This is a genomic window from Pseudomonas sp. MM227, from assembly GCF_947090715.1.
Lineage (GTDB): Bacteria > Pseudomonadota > Gammaproteobacteria > Pseudomonadales > Pseudomonadaceae > Aquipseudomonas > Aquipseudomonas baltica.
Map to the genome: position 1 here is coordinate 4,302,699 of NZ_OX352319.1, position 15,676 is coordinate 4,318,374.

The window sequence follows — 15,676 nt, forward strand, 5'->3', positions numbered from 1 at the left end:
AGCCGGTCGCCGCAGTGCGTTTTTTCCGCCAACGGCCTGCGTACCTTATGCAAACGGCGCGCAGACGCCGCCCCCATAACAATTCGAACTGCCGCCTGAGGGAGCCATCATGAACAGATTGATCAGCTGCTGCCTGCTGATGCTTACCGGTACCGCGCTGTTGACCGGCACGGCCAGCGCCGCGGAACCGGCCAGTTGCAAGAACGTGCGCCTGGGCGTGGTCAACTGGACCGACGTGATCGCCACCAGCGCCATGACCCAGGTGCTGCTCGACGACCTGGGCTACAGCGTCAAACAGACCAGCGCGTCCCAGCAGATCATCTTTGCCGGTATCCGCGATCAGCGCCTGGACATGTTTCTGGGTTACTGGAACCCGTTGATGACCCAGACCATCACTCCCTTCGTGGAACAGAAGCAGGTCCGCGTGCTGGCCGAGCCCAGCTTGAAGGACGCCCGCGCCACGTTGGCCGTGCCGACCTACCTGGCCGACAAAGGCCTGAAAAGCTTCGCCGACATTGCCAAATTCAAGAAGGAACTGGGCGGCAAGATCTACGGTATCGAACCGGGGTCGGGCGCCAACACGCAGATCAAGGACATGATTGCCAAGAACCGCTTCGGCCTGGGCGACTTTCAACTGGTCGAGTCCAGTGAAGCCGGCATGCTCTCGGCGGTGACGCGCGCGGTGAAGCGCAACGAGGCCATCGTGTTCTTCGGGTGGGCGCCGCACCCGATGAACGTCAATCAGGACATGACCTACCTGAGCGGCAGTGAAGATGCCCTGGGCCCGAACGAAGGCATGGCCACGGTGTGGACAGTGACCGCGCCGGACTACGCCAGCCGCTGCCCGAACGTGGACAAGCTGCTGGGCAACCTCACTTTCACCGCCGCCGACGAAAGCCGAATGATGCAGCCGCTCCTGGAGCACAAGGACGCCTTCGACTCGGCACGGCAATGGCTCAAGGACCACCCTCAGGACCGCCAGCGCTGGCTGCAAGGCGTCACCACCTTCGACGGCAAACCCGCCGCTTGAACGCACCCCTGTAGCAGCGCCGCCTGTGGCAGCGGGTTCTGTGGCAGCAGGTTCTGTGGGAGCAGGTTCTGTGGGAGCGGGTTCTACCCGCGAATGGTTCACCACGGTAGATGAACAAGACCGCGCTGCATCAGCCACACCGCAGATACCGCCAACGCGGCTCGCGCCGCTGCTACAGAACAGCGCGCCTGCCTTGTACGTGCGGGAACAACCGCGCTCTGCCGGACACACCGCGATCCCCTGTAGCAGCGGCGCAAGCCGCGTCCGGCGACAACCGCGTTACATCAGACACACACCTCAAGGAACCCTGCAATGAACCACGACGTCATCATCACCTGCGCTTTGACCGGTGCTGGCGACACCACCGCGAAAAGCCCGCATGTTCCGGTCACGCCGAAACAGATCGCCGCCGCCGCCGTAGAGGCAGCCAAGGCGGGCGCCACGGTCGTGCACTGCCATGTCCGCGACCCACAGACCGGCCGCTTCAGCCGCGACGTGGCGCTGTACCGGGAAGTGATGGAGCGCATTCGCGAGGCCGACATCGACATCATCGTCAACCTCACCGCCGGCATGGGTGGCGACCTCGAGATCGGCCCTGGGGAAACGCCGATGGTGTTCGGCCCCGGCACCGACCTGATCGGCCCGCTGGCACGCCTGGCTCACGTCGAAGCGTTGCTGCCGGAGATCTGCACCCTGGATTGCGGCACCCTCAATTTCGGCGACGGCAACAGCATCTACGTGTCCACTCCCGCGCAATTGCGTGCCGGTGCCAAACGCATCACCGAGCTGGGCGTGAAGGCCGAGCTGGAAATCTTCGACACCGGCCACCTGTGGTTCGCCAAGCAGATGATCAAGGAAGGCGTGCTGCACGATCCGCTGTTCCAGTTGTGCCTGGGCATTCCATGGGGTGCGCCGGCCGATACCACCACCATGAAGGCCATGGTCGACAACTTGCCGGCAGACGCGGTGTGGGCCGGCTTCGGCATCGGTCGCATGCAGATGCCCATGGCCGCGCAGGCGGTGCTGCTGGGCGGCAACGTGCGGGTCGGGCTGGAAGACAACATCTGGCTGGAGAAAGGTGTGCTGGCCACTAACGGTCAATTGGTCGAACGCGCCGGCGAGATCCTTACCCGGCTGGGCGCTCGGGTGCTGACACCGGCCGAAGGGCGGAAAAAGATGAACCTCGTCAGCCGCTGATTTTTTTGGTGCTCTCCAGGCCTCTTCGCGGGTAGCAGCCTCGCCGCCCGCCCCGCTCCCACAAAGATCCCATGTGGGAGCGGGCTCTGCCCGCGAAGAGGCCCGCATCCCCCACACACCTCTCCAGGAATGACCCATGACCTACATCACCCACATAAAAACCTTCGCCGCCCTGGGCAGCGGTGTAATCGGCAGCGGCTGGGTCGCCCGCGCCTTGGCCCATGGCCTGGACGTGGTGGCCTGGGACCCTGCGCCCGGCGCCGAAGCCGCCTTGCGCCAACGCGTCGCCAACGCCTGGCCGGCCCTGGTCAAACAAGGCCTGGCGGCGGGTGCAGCGCAGTCGCGGCTGCGCTTTGTGGCCACCGTCGAGGACTGCGTGCGCGACGCCGACTTCATCCAGGAAAGCGCGCCAGAACGGCTGGAACTGAAACTGGACCTGCACGCCCGAATCAGCGCCGCCGCCAAGCCCGACGCCTTGATTGGTTCCAGCACGTCAGGGCTGCTGCCCAGCGAATTCTATGAAGGCGCCACACACCCGGAACGCTGCGTGGTCGGCCATCCGTTCAATCCGGTCTACCTGCTGCCGCTGGTGGAAGTGGTCGGCGGCCGGCACACCGCGCCCGAGGCGATCCAGGCGGCCATCGCCGTGTACGAGAGCCTGGGCATGCGCCCGTTGCACGTGCGCAAGGAGGTGCCCGGTTTCATCGCCGACCGCCTGCTCGAGGCGTTGTGGCGCGAAGCCTTGCACCTGGTCAACGACGGCGTCGCCACCACGGGCGAGATCGACGACGCCATTCGCTTTGGCGCCGGTTTGCGCTGGTCGTTCATGGGCACGTTTCTGACCTACACCCTGGCGGGCGGCGACGCCGGCATGCGGCACTTCATGAACCAGTTCGGCCCGGCGCTGAAGTTGCCCTGGACCTACCTGCCGGCGCCGGAGCTGACCGATTCGCTGATCGACGAGGTGGTCGCGGGCACCTCGGCGCAGCTTGGCGAACACAGCATCGGCGCCCTGGAGCGCTATCGCGATGATTGCCTGCTGGCGGTGCTGGACGCGGTACGGGTGACCAAGGCCCGGCACGGCATGAGCTTCGCCGAATGATCACCTACCAGACGCCGGTGCTCGCGGAGTGGGTGGACTACAACGGGCATCTGCGCGATGCGTTCTATCTGCTGATCTTCAGCTACGCCACCGATGCGTTCATGCTGCGGATCGGAGTGGATCCGCAGCGTGACGGGCGCTCGCTGTTCACGCTGGAATGTCACCTCAACTATCTGCATGAAGTGAAACAAAGGGCGCAGGTTCAGGTGCGTACGCGGGTGCTGGCCCATGACCACAAACGGGTGCAGGTGTACCACACGCTGCACCTGCAAGGCGCGGACGAGGTGCTGGCCGCCAGCGAGCAGATGCTCTTGCATGTGGATCTGAAGGGGCCGAAGTCGGCGGTGTTCGGGGAGGCTTCGTTGGCGGCGCTGGCCGAGGCTTTCGAGGCACAGCGACAACAGCCCCAGGCGGAGTACGCAGGTCGGCGGATTGCGTTGCCAGGCTGAAAACCGCGCCACGCCCTTCGCGGCCACGGACCGCTCCTACGGGGTTTGGGGTGCCTCGTAGGAGCGGTCATCGGCCGCGAAAGCCGCACTGCGCTCTGCCTGGCGCTCCACCGCCGCCGCAATCAGCGGCGCCATCTCGCGTAGCCCTTCCAGCCCGACTTTGCCCTCTTCGAACAAGCGCAACCATTGCCGCCGCACGCGCATCACCCGCTCGTCATCGCGCAGCGGCAGGTGCTTGAGGGTGTACTCGGCCCGCGCCCGCAACGCTTCGGGCACCTGGTCGGTCAACACCAGTTGCAGCGACGGCAGCAACACCTCGAACCAGCCCTCGCGTACCTCGAACGGATCGAGAAAATCCTCGGCTTTCTTGCTGCCCTTGGCGCTGTTCATCCAGGCGTCGACATAACGGTAGTTGCTCCACTCATAGGCCATGCCACGGTCCTGGTCACAGCTGATGAAATGTTCCACGGTGCCGCTGGGAATGTACATGGCGCCGAACGCGCAGCGGTTGGCGAAGCCCTCGCCCAGTTCCGGGCGAAACGGCGACCAGTAGTCGCGTGGCCTGGCAGCGTCGGGATTGTCCTGCAACCAGGCATTGCCGCGTTGGCGGCAGCGCTCGTCGAAGCCGTGAGGTTCGGGCAGCGGATTGACGAGCTCGATCATGCCCCTGCTCCAGCCTTGGTCACGACCCAGGCGGGCCAGAAATGATCACCGGTGGGCAGTGTGCGCAGCAGCTGCGACTCGATCGCTGCCTCACTGTCCAGCCCCTTTGGCAGCCCTGACCGCTCGCCACGCATCCAGGCCTCAGCGGCGCCGATCGCGGCTTCCGCTTCCACCGAGCGCGCCTGGCGCAGGCCAAAGCTCTCGGACACCAGCCAGTTCACGGCATCGCCCTGGGGCGCCCAGACGTGTCGGTGCAGCTGTACTTCACCGGCCTGCACGCCCAAGGTGAAGAGTGCATCGCGCGCTTCGACGAACTGCGTCTCCATGGAGGCCAGCACCAGCGGCGAGTGCGTGGCCACGATCATCTGCACCGCTAGGCGTTGACGGGTCAGCGCCCCGACCACGGCCATCAGCGCCGGGACGATACGGCGCTGCCACTGAGCGTGCAGATGGCATTCGACCTCATCCACCAGAAACACCAGTTCATCGCTCGCCCGCACACCGGCCAGGCGGCAGGCGCGGCGGTGGCCTTCCCAGGTCCAGACCAGCATGTAGGCCAGGGCCACCACGCGGCGGATGGCACTGGAGGTTTCGGGCAGGGGCACCTGCCCCTGGGGCCGCTGCAAGGTCGGGTACTGGGTTTCATCCAGCAGGCCGATGTGACACGGGCGACCGGGCAGCAACAGCTCCTCGCGCGAGGGCGACAGGGCATGCAGTACTTGCTTCAAGGCGGCGAACGCCTTGCAGCCATGATTGCGCTGCCAACGCACCCAGTCGCTGATCAAACCGTTGCACAAGCGACCCTGGCCAGCCATCGAGGCGCCCTGCCACAGCTGGGTTTCATCGAAGTGATAGGCTGCCAGCTCGCCCGCGTTGCGCAGCGGATCCCAGACGCTGAAGGTGCCGTTGGCGTGGGCATACACCACCAGCGAACGGCTCGGCGTGCTGTCGCCCAGCGCCGCCCAGCGACCTTGCTGCCAGGCCCACTGCCCGGCGCTGCGGTGCGCACCCGTGAACCGATAGTCGATCACCGGCAATGCCGTCTGGTCGCGCGCCTTGATGGGTTTGCCCGCAGCCCAGGTACGGGTCAGCACCCACCAGGCGGCATCGAGCACGAAGCTCTTGCCCAGGCCGTTGTCACCGGTGATGAAGTTCAGCCGTGGCGCCAGCCCGATGGGCCCCAGCGCGGGAGAAGGGCCGACGCCCTTGAAGGAGAGAAAGTCGAGCATGTCCATTGCCGTCCATAGGAAGTGAACGGCAAGGGTATTCAGGGTTGCGTCGCACGGTGCCATACCCCGGTGCTACAGGGGCCGAACGCAGGCATGCGAAAAACGACCTGCCTGTGTGCAATCCGGCCATGGCGACCGTCGACGCTTGCCGAGTGCGTGCAGGGCTACCAGAATCGGCACACCGTCACGCCATTTGAAGAAGGATCAGCATCATGATGCATGCAGACTTGATTGATCAGGATGACCTGCTGGGCCAATTACGCGCACTGGGTTTCGACATGCCCGCCGGCGCCACGGCCGAGCAGGCCTGTGAATGCGCAGTGCGCGGCCTGGACAGCGGACGGGCCCAGGCCCTGCGCAAGATGGTGGAACAGATGCTGATGGGCAGCGCGACCATCCTGCCGGCAGTCCGCCAGGCGATCGACCGGACCTTGCTGCCAGCGTTGGCCCAGCATTCGAAACGGGCCTGAATTTCAGCGGCGGCCCTTTCGCGGCCGCTGACCGCTCCTACGGAAGGTCGCGATGCCTGAACTACCGTAGGAGCGGTCAGTGGCCGCGAAGGGTGCGCTGGGGTATCAGATCCTTACACTGGCAAAGGTCGATTCGTTGCGCGCCTGGCTCAATGCCGACAACGGACCTGCCAGCACCATGGCCTGCGGAATCGGCAACATCGCCACCTGCTGGGTGGTATTGGAACCAACCCGCTCGTCGCGCGGCGGAATTCCGAAATACTCGCGGTAGCACTTGGAGAAATGCGGCGTGGAAACGAAGCCGCACACCGACGCCACTTCGATGATCGACATGGGCGTCTGCTTGAGCAGCTGCCGCGCCCGAATCAGACGCAACTTGAGGTAATAGCGCGACGGCGAACAGTGCAGGTATTTCTGGAACAACCTCTCCAGCTGGCGCCGTGACACCGCCACGTACACCGCCAGTTCGTCCAGATCGATCGGCTCTTCCAGGTTGGCTTCCATCAGCGCGACGATTTCCTGCAGCTTCGGCTGGTTGGTGCCCAGCATGTGCTTGAGCGGCACGCGCTGATGATCCTGCTCGTTGCGAATGCGCTCGTAGACGAACATCTCGGAGATCGCCGCCGACAGCTCGCGGCCATGATCGCGGCTGATCAGGTGCAGCATCATGTCCAGCGGCGCGGTACCGCCCGAACTGGTAAAGCGATTGCGGTCGAGGGTGAACAGCCGCGTGCTCATGGCCACCCGTGGAAAGGCTTCCTGCATCGAGGCCAGGCATTCCCAGTGCACGCTGCATTCGAAGCCGTCGAGCAGTCCGGCGCAGGCCAGTGCCCAGCTACCGGTACAGACCGCACCCAGGCGCTTGGACTGCCGCGCCTGGCTCTGCAACCAGCTGACGTGGTCACGGCCCACGGCACGCTGGATACCGACACCGCCACAGACGATGACCGCGTCCAGCGGCGCAGCCTTGTGCATGGCCGCATCCGGGGTGATCTGCAGTCCGTCACTGGCCCATACCTGGCCACCGTCGGCGCTGAGGGTGGTCCACCGATACAGCTCGCGCCCGGACAACTGGTTGGCCATGCGCAGCGGTTCGACCGCCGAGGCCAGGGAGATGAGCGTGAAGTTGTCGAGCAGCAGGAAGCCGATGGACTGAGGGCTGCGAGTCTGCGGTTGAGCGCCGGGGGTGAAGGACGTCATTGCGGTATCTCCTTACGCGAAGCGGATGGTGGCCTCAGGCAGGCTCTTGTTATTACCCTCTGTTTGACAGGGGCTTTACTTTGCTACGCAAACGCCATGCCGACAATTGGTCGGGAACTCCACGGCGCCTGAAAACGACGTCGCGCAGGGCTATGCGGAGCCGTGCGCCGGGTGTTCCCCTGCGGCGTGCGATTCTTGCCAAAAGCATAGCTGCCGTGGGGTCTGAGCACTTCGGTAGCAGCCGTTGGGGCATTGCGCTGCCAAGTGTCACCGCAAGCACGTTGCCCACCGTCGCTAGGTCCTGCGCGCGTGGATCGAAGGATCTCGGGAACAGCGCGCGAAAAAGAGGCGTGGCGCTCACGCCTGCACGCTCGTGTGGCAACCTCATAGAGGTGGATGTGCGTCGATGTCGCGGGTAAGGTCGCTGCTGCAAGCCTCATGAGCTGTAAGCGACGTCACCGACACTGGATACGACTCTGTCCGCACTGGATACGACGCACCCTGTAGGCGGTTGATTTGCGCTGGTACATGATCACTCACGGCTCATCGCCCGGCACCGTGTCGGCGCACCCGCCGCATGCGCGGCGATCGAGCATCCAGACAAGCGTGGCGCGCCGTCAGGCCCACGCCGAGAAAAACCGGGAGCACACCATGAAAGGTCCATCATCGATTCTGCTGGCTACTCTGCTGGGCCTGCCTGCACTGGCTCAAGCAGCGGAACCGGCGCGATGCGCCACTGTGAATTTCTCCGATGTCGGCTGGACCGACATCACCGTCACCACCGCGGTTACCAGCGCGGTGCTGCAGTCACTGGGCTACAAGACCAAGACCACCATGATTTCCGTACCGGTGACCTACAAGTCCCTGGCCGATGGCAAGAACATGGACGTCTTCCTCGGCAACTGGATGCCGACCATGGAAAACGACATCAAGCCCTACCGCGACGCCGGCACCGTGGAAACGGTACGGGCCAACCTGGAAAACGCCAAGTACACCCTGGCCGTGCCTCAGGGACTGTACGACAAGGGCCTCAAGGATTTCGCCGACATCGTCAAGTTCAAGAAGGAACTGGACGGCAAGATCTACGGCATCGAGCCGGGCAACGACGGCAATCGCCTGATCCAGAGCATGATCGACAAGAACGCGTTCGGCCTCAAGGACGCCGGCTTCAAGGTGGTCGAATCCAGCGAGGCCGGCATGCTGTCGCAGGTCGACCGTGCCCAGCGGCGCAACACCGACGTGGTGTTCCTGGGCTGGGAACCGCACCCGATGAACACCCGCTTCAAGGTGCAGTACCTGACCGGCGGCGATGACTTCTTCGGCCCCAACTTCGGCCAGGCCACCATCTACACCAACACCCGCAAGGGCTACACCCAAGAATGCAGCAACGTTGGCCAGTTGCTGAAAAACCTGCAGTTCAGCCTGGCCATGGAGAGCACGCTGATGGGCAATGTCCTGGACGACAAGCAGAAACCCGACGCGGCCGCACGGGCCTGGCTGAAAAACAACCCGCAGGTGCTCGACACCTGGCTGGCTGGCGTCACCACCATTGATGGCAAGCCGGGTCTTGAAGCCGTCAAGGCCAAGCTCGCGCAATAACGCAGGCAAGCGGGCCGGCGGTTGCCGGCCTCACCGGCCGGCACTTTGTTCCCTCGCATGCGGACACTCACTACCATGCTGACAGACCACAAGATCCCCCTGGGCGAGTACATCGCGGCGTTCGTCGATTGGCTCACTCAACACGGGGCCTCGACGTTCGATGCCATCGCATCCACGCTCGAAGCGATCATTCATGGTTTCACCGCCGGCCTCACCTGGTTCAACCCCTACGTACTCACCGCACTGATCGCCGCGCTGGCGCACTTCATCCAACGCAAATGGGGGCTCACGCTGTTCGTGGCGCTGTCCTTCCTGCTGATCCTCAACCTGGGGTACTGGCAGGAAACCATGGAGACCCTGGCGCAGGTGCTGTTCGCCACTCTGGTCTGCGTGATCATCGGCGTACCGCTGGGCATCGTGGCCGCGCACAAACCCATGTTCTACACGATGATGCGCCCGGTCCTCGACCTGATGCAGACGGTACCGACCTTCGTCTATCTGATTCCCACGCTCACCCTGTTCGGGCTGGGCGTCGTGCCGGGCCTGATTTCCACGGTGGTGTTCGCCATCGCCGCGCCGATTCGCCTCACCTACCTGGGCATCCGCGACGTGCCGCAGGAACTGATGGACGCCGGCAAGGCCTTCGGCTGCTCGCGACGCCAACTGCTGTCGCGCATCGAACTGCCGCACGCCATGCCTAGCATCGCCGCCGGTATCACTCAATGCATCATGCTGTCGCTGTCGATGGTAGTGATCGCCGCCCTGGTAGGCGCCGATGGCCTGGGCAAGCCGGTGGTCAACGCGCTGAACACCGCCGACATCGCCCTGGGCTTCGAAGCCGGTCTGGCCATCGTGTTGCTGGCGATCATGCTGGACCGAATCTGCAAACAACCTGACGTGAAGATAGGGGGTGATGCATGAGCATTATTCGATTCGACAACGTCGATGTGATCTTCGCCAAGGATCCACGCGAAGCGCTGAAGCTGCTCGACCAGGGCCTGACCCGCAACGAGATCCTGAAAAAGACCGGGCAGATCGTGGGCGTGGAAAAAGCCAGCCTGGACGTCAACAAGGGCGAGATCTGCGTGTTGATGGGGCTGTCCGGTTCGGGCAAGTCGAGCCTGCTGCGCTGCATCAACGGGTTGAACACCGTGAGCCGCGGCAAGCTGTTCGTCGAGCATGAAGATCGCCAGATCGACATCGCCGCCTGCACACCCGCGGAACTGAAGATGATGCGCACCCAGCGCATCGCCATGGTGTTCCAGAAGTTCGCCCTGATGCCTTGGCTGACGGTGCGCGAGAACATCAGCTTTGGCCTGGAGATGCAGGGCCGTCCGGAAAAGGAACGGCGCAAGCTGGTCGACGAGAAGCTGGAGCTGGTGGGCCTGACCCAGTGGCGCAACAAGAAACCCGACGAGCTGTCCGGCGGCATGCAGCAGCGTGTGGGCCTGGCCCGGGCGCTGGCCATGGATGCCGACATCCTGCTGATGGACGAACCCTTTTCGGCGCTCGACCCGTTGATTCGCCAAGGCCTGCAGGACGAGCTGCTGGAGCTGCAACGCAAGCTGAACAAGACCATCGTGTTCGTCAGCCATGACCTGGACGAAGCACTCAAACTGGGCAGCCGCATCGCCATCATGAAAGACGGGCGGATCATTCAGTACAGCGTGCCCGAGGACATCGTGCTCAACCCGGCCGACGACTACGTGCGAACCTTCGTGGCTCACACCAATCCACTCAATGTGCTGTGCGGGCGCAGCCTGATGCGCACGCTGGACAAGTGCACGCGCGTCAATGGTTCGGTGTGCCTGGACCCAGGCGTGGATTCATGGCTGAACCTGGGCGCCGGCAACTCGCTGACCAGCGCACGTCAGGGCGATGCCGTGCTCGACCTGCAAGGCTGGGCACCGGGGCAAGCCATGGAAGGCCTGGGGCGGCGCCCGACGTTGGTCCATGCCGACATCGGCATGCGTGACGCCCTGCAGATCCGCTACCAGACCGGGCACAAACTGGTGCTGCAGGACAGCGACAAGCAGGTGGTAGGCATTCTCGGGGATACCGAGCTGTACCATGCCCTGCTGGGCAAGAACCTGGGCTGAGCTTCCCTCCGCTGGCCACACCCTGTGGGCGCCATCCCCTGTAGGAGCGGTCAGCGGCCGCGAAGGCCTCGCCGCATTCCCCCTGATCCACCGCGCCGTCCTTTTCGCGGCCACGGACCGCTCCTACACGACTGTTCGATTCCCTGTAGGAGCGGTCAGCGGCCGCGAAGGCCTCGCCGCATTCCCCCTGATCCACCGCGCCGCCCTTTTCGCGGCCACGGACCGCTCCTACACGACTGTGCGATTCCCTGTAGGAGCGGTCAGCGGCCGCGAATGCATCACCGCAACCTACCTGACACCCCCCTCTCGAAGCCCATTGCCTTCCCCTTCCCAATCCTCTAAAACCACGCGCACATTCACCCGTCCTTTTTTATTGATTGATCGTTCAATAAAAATAAACTAGACTGGCTTCAGTCGGCTGTCACTCACTGCCCGTACTGCAGGCCCAAGGAGATTTGCCCAATGCCCAAGGTCGGTATGCAACCCATCCGCCGCCAACAGTTGATCGAAGCCACGCTCCAGGCGGTCGATCAGGTCGGCATGAGTGACGCCAGCATCGCTTTGATTGCCCGTCTGGCCGGTGTGTCGAACGGCATCATCAGTCACTACTTTCAGGACAAGAACGGCCTGATCGCGGCGACCATGCGCCACTTGATGAACGTTCTGATCGACAACGTCGCCACACGGCGACAAGCCTTGAACGACGACAGCGCCAGGGCGCACCTGCAGGTGATCATCGAAGGCAACTTCGACGCCAGCCAGGTCAACGCTCCGGCCATGAAGACCTGGCTGGCCTTCTGGGCCACCAGCATGCATCAGCCGTCTCTGCACAGGTTGCAGCGGATCAACGATCACCGCCTGTATTCCAACCTGTGCTGCCAGTTTCGCCGTGAATTGCCGGTGGAACAGGCACGCAACGCCGCACGCGGCCTGGCCGCCCTGATCGACGGTCTGTGGTTGCGCGGCGCGCTGTCGGGCGATGCCTTCGACACCGCCCAGGCTCACCGTATCGCCTGCGAATACATGGACATGCAACTGGCAAAACAGCAGCGCTGAAGCTTCGCGCCTCGCCTGCTGCCACCTTAACTGCACCGCGAGGATCTTATGGCCCGTTTCCCAACGCAAAAACTCTACATCGATGGCGGCTACGTGGACGCCAGCGGCAGCGGCACCTTCGATGCCGTCAACCCGGCCACCGGTGAGGTGCTGGCGCAGGTCCAGCGCGCCACTGCCCAGGACGTCGAGAAAGCCGTCGCCAGCGCCGAGAAAGGCCAGAAAGTCTGGGCCGCGATGACCGCCATGGAGCGCTCGCGAGTGCTGCGCAAAGCCGTCGACCTGCTGCGCGAACGCAACGACGAACTGGCCCTGCTGGAAACCCTGGACACCGGCAAGTCCTATTCGGAAACCCGCTACGTCGACATCGTGACCGGTGCCGACGTGCTGGAATACTACGCCGGCCTGGTGCCCGCCATCGAAGGCGAACAGATCCCGCTGCGCGACACTTCCTTCGTCTACACCCGCCGCGAGCCCTTGGGCGTGACCGCCGGTATCGGCGCCTGGAACTATCCGATCCAGATCGCCTTGTGGAAGTCCGCACCGGCGCTGGCCGCCGGTAACGCGATGATCTTCAAGCCCAGCGAAGTCACCTCGCTGACCACGCTCAAGCTGGCCGAGATCTACACCGAAGCCGGTCTGCCCGATGGCGTGTTCAACGTGCTCACCGGCAGCGGCAGCGAAGTCGGCGCCTGGCTCACCGGGCATCCGCGTATCGAGAAGATCTCGTTCACCGGCGGCGTCAGCACCGGCAAGAAGGTCATGGCCAGCGCCTCGAGCTCTTCGCTCAAGGAAGTGACCATGGAACTGGGCGGCAAGTCGCCGCTGATCATCTTCGACGATGCCGACCTCGACAAGGCCGCCGACATCGCCATGATGGCCAACTTCTACAGCTCCGGCCAGGTGTGCACCAACGGCACCCGAGTGTTCGTGCCCAACGCGCTGAAGGCCCAGCTGGAAGCGAAGATCCTGGAACGTGTGCAGCGTATCCGCATTGGCAACCCCGAGGACGAGAACACCAATTTCGGTCCGCTGGTGAGCTTTGCCCACATGGAAAACGTGCTGGGCCACATCGCCAAGGGCAAGGCCGAAGGCGCGCGCCTGCTGTGCGGCGGCGAGCGGCTGAGCGAAGGTGAACTGGGCAAGGGTGCGTTCGTCGCCCCGACCGTGTTCACCGACTGCAGCGACGAGATGACCATCGTGCGTGAAGAAATCTTCGGTCCGGTGATGAGCATCCTCGGCTACGACAGCGAAGAGGAAGTGATCCGCCGCGCCAACGCCACCGAGATGGGCCTGGCCGCCGGTGTGGTCACCCGCGATCTGAACCGTGCGCACCGTGTGATCCATCAGCTCGAAGCAGGCATTTGCTGGATCAACGCCTGGGGCGAGTCCGACGCGAAGATGCCGGTGGGTGGCTACAAGCAATCCGGTGTGGGCCGCGAAAACGGTATCAGTTCGCTGGCGCAGTACACCCGGATCAAATCGGTACAGGTAGAACTGGGCGATTACGTTTCGGTGTTCTGACCCCGAATCCCTTGTGGGAGCGGGCCGGGCGGCGAGCCCTGTGCCCGCGAAGGGGCCTTGAGCAACACCGCGGCGTCTTCTTCGCGGGCAAAGCCCGCTCCCACAAAAAAGCCCGACACAGCTGATCCTTGTGGGAGCGGGCTCTGCCCGCGAATAGGCCAGACCTGACACCCTGCCTACCTTGCCATTTTTTCAAAGAGGGAACCTCCATGTCCCAGGAATTCGACTACATCATCATCGGCGCCGGTTCGGCCGGTAACACCCTGGCCACGCGCCTGACCGAAGACCCGGGCGTGACGGTTCTGCTGCTCGAAGCCGGCGGGCCGGACTACCGCTTGGACTTCCGTACCCAGATGCCCGCCGCCCTCGCCTTTCCGCTGCAGGGCCGCCGCTACAACTGGGCCTACGAGACCGAGCCCGAGCCGCACATGGACAACCGTCGCATGGAATGTGGCCGCGGCAAGGGCCTGGGCGGCTCTTCGCTGATCAATGGCATGTGCTACATCCGCGGCAACGCCATGGACTACGACGGCTGGGCCAAGCTGCCGGGCCTGGAAGACTGGAGCTACCTGGATTGCCTGCCGTATTTCCGCAAGGCCGAAACCCGTGACATCGGCGCCAACGACTACCATGGCGGCGAAGGCCCGGTCAGCGTCACCACGCCCAAGGCCGGCAACAACCCGTTGTTTGCCGCCATGGTCGAAGCCGGTGTGCAGGCAGGCTTTCCGCGCACCGACGACCTCAACGGCTACCAGCAGGAAGGCTTCGGTCCCATGGACCGCACCGTGACGCCCAAGGGCCGACGCGCCAGCACCGCGCGCGGCTACCTGGACCAGGCCAAGCAACGCGACACCCTGACCATCGTCACTCACGCCTTGACCGACAAGATCGTCTTCGACGGCAAGCGCGCGGTTGGCGTCAGCTACCTGGTCGGTGACAGCGACGAGCGCATCCAGGCCCGCGCTCGCAAGGAAGTGCTGCTGTGCGGCGGCGCCATCGCCTCGCCACAGATTCTGCAGCGCTCCGGCGTCGGCCCGGCCGAGGTGCTCCAGCCCCTGGGCATCGACGTTGTGCATGACTTGCCAGGCGTGGGTCAGAACCTGCAGGACCACCTGGAAATGTACCTGCAATACAGCTGCACCCAGCCAGTCTCGCTGTACCCGTCGCTGAAGTGGTGGAACCAGCCGCAGATCGGCGCCGAATGGATGTTTCTGGGCACCGGCATCGGCGCCAGCAACCAGTTCGAGGCCGGTGGTTTCATCCGCTCGCGCCCTGAGTTCGAATGGCCGAACATCCAGTACCACTTCCTCCCGGTGGCGATCAATTACAACGGCACCAAGGGCGTTCAGGAACACGGCTTCCAGGCTCACGTGGGCTCGATGCGCTCGCCGAGTCGCGGCCGGGTCAACGTCAAGTCGAAGAACCCGCGCGACTACCCAAGCATCCTGTTCAACTACATGGCCAGCGAGCAGGACTGGCAGGAATTCCGAGACGGCATTCGCCTGACCCGCGAGATCATGCAGCAGCCGGCGCTGGACCAGTACCGTGGCCGCGAGATCAGCCCAGGCATCGAAGTGCAGACGGACGAGCAGTTGGACCAGTTCATCCGCGAGCATGCCGAAACGGCTTATCACCCGTCGTGCTCGTGCAAGATGGGCACCGACGACATGGCTGTGGTCGATGGTCAGGGTCGCGTGCATGGCCTGCAAGGCTTGCGTGTGGTCGACGCTTCGATCATGCCGATCATCACCACCGGCAACCTGAACGCGCCGACCATCATGATCGCCGAGAAGATCGCCGACCGCATTCGTGGCCGCAAGCCCGAAGCGCGTTCGACCGCGGCCTACTATGTCGCCGGCGATGCGCCAGTACGCGGCAAGCCGATGCGCGAAGTGGGCGCGACCACCCGCGGCTGATCCAGATTTGCTCCGTGCCGGTGGCAGGCCTAAGCTGTGGGCCTGCCAGATTCCGGTTCGGTTTGCAGACTTTTTCACGGCCGCTGTCCGCGCCTACAGGGCACAGTAATCCCCTGTAGGAACGGTCAGCGGCCGCGAACAGGCC

The 15,676-nt window shown here is 64.0% G+C and carries 14 protein-coding genes; 11 read left to right on the plus strand and 3 right to left on the minus strand.

From position 1 onward, the window contains the following. The first annotated feature begins 109 nt into the window (after positions 1-109). The 4 genes from choX to ONG87_RS19620 all read left to right on the plus strand — a co-directional run bounded on the left by choX (position 110) and on the right by ONG87_RS19620 (position 3,778). Positions 110-1,030 (plus strand): choline ABC transporter substrate-binding protein, encoded by a 921-nt coding sequence (choX, locus tag ONG87_RS19605; RefSeq protein ID WP_185794763.1) that lies wholly within the window; start codon positions 110-112, stop codon positions 1,028-1,030. A gap of 312 nt (positions 1,031-1,342) precedes the next feature. Beyond that, entirely contained in the window at positions 1,343-2,227 is an 885-nt protein-coding gene (locus tag ONG87_RS19610) for a 3-keto-5-aminohexanoate cleavage protein (protein WP_264381887.1), read from the plus strand. Between the two features lie 136 nt (positions 2,228-2,363). Continuing rightward, positions 2,364-3,329, plus strand: coding sequence for an L-carnitine dehydrogenase (locus tag ONG87_RS19615; protein WP_192103205.1), 966 nt, complete (start codon positions 2,364-2,366; stop codon positions 3,327-3,329). Then, positions 3,326-3,778 carry a thioesterase family protein gene (locus ONG87_RS19620; RefSeq protein ID WP_264381888.1) on the plus strand — a complete coding sequence of 151 codons (453 nt, stop codon included), beginning with the start codon at positions 3,326-3,328 and terminating at the stop codon, positions 3,776-3,778. Before ONG87_RS19615 ends, ONG87_RS19620 begins: the two co-directional genes overlap by 4 nt. Before the next feature lie 36 nt (positions 3,779-3,814). On the opposite strand, the gene ONG87_RS19625 is transcribed toward ONG87_RS19620, so the two are convergent. Together ONG87_RS19625 and ONG87_RS19630 are read right to left on the minus strand one after the other, a co-directional pair. Further along, entirely contained in the window at positions 3,815-4,441 is a 627-nt protein-coding gene (locus ONG87_RS19625) for a hypothetical protein (RefSeq protein WP_264381889.1), read from the minus strand. Continuing rightward, positions 4,438-5,670: an ATP-binding protein gene (locus tag ONG87_RS19630; RefSeq protein WP_264381890.1), complete on the minus strand. Its 1,233-nt coding sequence runs from the start codon at positions 5,668-5,670 to the stop codon at positions 4,438-4,440. Before ONG87_RS19630 ends, ONG87_RS19625 begins: the two co-directional genes overlap by 4 nt. Positions 5,671-5,882: 212 nt before the next feature. Between ONG87_RS19630 and ONG87_RS19635 the strand changes: the two genes are divergently transcribed. After that, on the plus strand, positions 5,883-6,140 hold the full coding sequence (locus tag ONG87_RS19635; protein WP_185794758.1) for a hypothetical protein: 258 nt from the start codon (positions 5,883-5,885) through the stop codon (positions 6,138-6,140). A 105-nt stretch (positions 6,141-6,245) separates the two neighbouring features. Here ONG87_RS19635 and ONG87_RS19640 read toward each other — a convergent pair whose 3' ends face one another. Further along, complete coding sequence (locus ONG87_RS19640) at positions 6,246-7,340, minus strand: GlxA family transcriptional regulator (RefSeq protein ID WP_122479798.1); 1,095 nt, start codon at positions 7,338-7,340, stop codon at positions 6,246-6,248. Between the two features lie 651 nt (positions 7,341-7,991). On the opposite strand from ONG87_RS19640, the gene ONG87_RS19645 reads away from it, so the two are divergent. The 6 genes from ONG87_RS19645 to betA all read left to right on the plus strand — a co-directional run bounded on the left by ONG87_RS19645 (position 7,992) and on the right by betA (position 15,531). After that, positions 7,992-8,939 (plus strand): choline ABC transporter substrate-binding protein, encoded by a 948-nt coding sequence (locus ONG87_RS19645; protein WP_122479799.1) that lies wholly within the window; start codon positions 7,992-7,994, stop codon positions 8,937-8,939. A gap of 75 nt (positions 8,940-9,014) precedes the next feature. Then, a complete protein-coding gene (gene choW / locus ONG87_RS19650) occupies positions 9,015-9,860 on the plus strand; it encodes a choline ABC transporter permease subunit (protein ID WP_043192362.1) in 846 nt (281 codons plus the stop codon). Then, the gene (gene choV, locus ONG87_RS19655; RefSeq protein WP_122715900.1) at positions 9,857-11,038 is read left to right on the plus strand and encodes a choline ABC transporter ATP-binding protein; all 1,182 of its coding nucleotides are present in this window, start codon (positions 9,857-9,859) and stop codon (positions 11,036-11,038) included. The genes choW and choV overlap by 4 nt, the downstream gene beginning before the upstream one ends. Before the next feature lie 462 nt (positions 11,039-11,500). After that, positions 11,501-12,094 (plus strand): transcriptional regulator BetI, encoded by a 594-nt coding sequence (betI, locus tag ONG87_RS19660; RefSeq protein WP_122479801.1) that lies wholly within the window; start codon positions 11,501-11,503, stop codon positions 12,092-12,094. A gap of 48 nt (positions 12,095-12,142) precedes the next feature. Next, positions 12,143-13,615, plus strand: coding sequence for a betaine-aldehyde dehydrogenase (betB, locus tag ONG87_RS19665; protein ID WP_264381891.1), 1,473 nt, complete (start codon positions 12,143-12,145; stop codon positions 13,613-13,615). Positions 13,616-13,824: 209 nt separating this feature from the next. Continuing rightward, entirely contained in the window at positions 13,825-15,531 is a 1,707-nt protein-coding gene (gene betA / locus ONG87_RS19670; RefSeq protein ID WP_264381892.1) for a choline dehydrogenase, read from the plus strand. Positions 15,532-15,676: the final 145 nt, after the last annotated feature.